At 75.0% G+C, this 577-nt stretch carries 1 protein-coding gene; it reads left to right on the plus strand.

Going from position 1 to position 577, the window contains the following annotated elements:
* Positions 1-526, plus strand: a 526-nt coding sequence (locus EF903_RS33605) for an arylamine N-acetyltransferase (protein WP_148142688.1), incomplete at its 5' end; no start/stop codon positions are given.
* Positions 527-577: the final 51 nt, after the last annotated feature.

A 577-nucleotide genomic window follows, 5' to 3' on the forward strand; every position in this document is an offset into this window, starting at 1 on the left:
CGCCACCCATGCGCTGCTGCTCGCCGAAGTCCCCGGCGACGACCGCCGCTGGCTGTGCGACATCGGGTACGGCTCCGGCCCGCTGGAGCCGCTCGAACTGGTCGACGGCACCCGGTCCGAGGTCGGGGGATGGCCGTTCCGGTTGGAGCGGCGGCCGGGGGAGTTCGGCATCGACCACTGGTGGCTGCACCACCGCGGCCCGGACGGCTGGGTCGACCGGCACACCTTCACGCTCACCCCGCAGTACCCCGTCGACTACGTCGGCGGCAGCCACTACGTCGGTACGCACCCCCGGTCGCCGTTCACCCGCCGCGCCTACGCCCAGCGGTTCGACGGCCGCCGCCACCAGATCCTCGACGGGGACGAATGGACGACCGTCCTCCCGGACGGCACCCGCAGCAGCCGCACGGTGCACCCGCGCGACCTGCTTCGGGTCCTCGGGGAGGAGTTCGCGATCCTCCTCGACGAGGACACCGCGGCCCGGCTCGCCGACAGGACGGCCGCCGACAGCCCGTCGCCCCGATGAGGTTCGCCCCCTCCACGCCGCCGCCCCACGCCGCCGCCCCGCGCCCGAACC

The sequence above is a fragment of the Streptomyces sp. WAC05292 genome, from assembly GCF_003949955.1.
GTDB classification, from domain to species: domain Bacteria; phylum Actinomycetota; class Actinomycetes; order Streptomycetales; family Streptomycetaceae; genus Streptomyces; species Streptomyces globosus.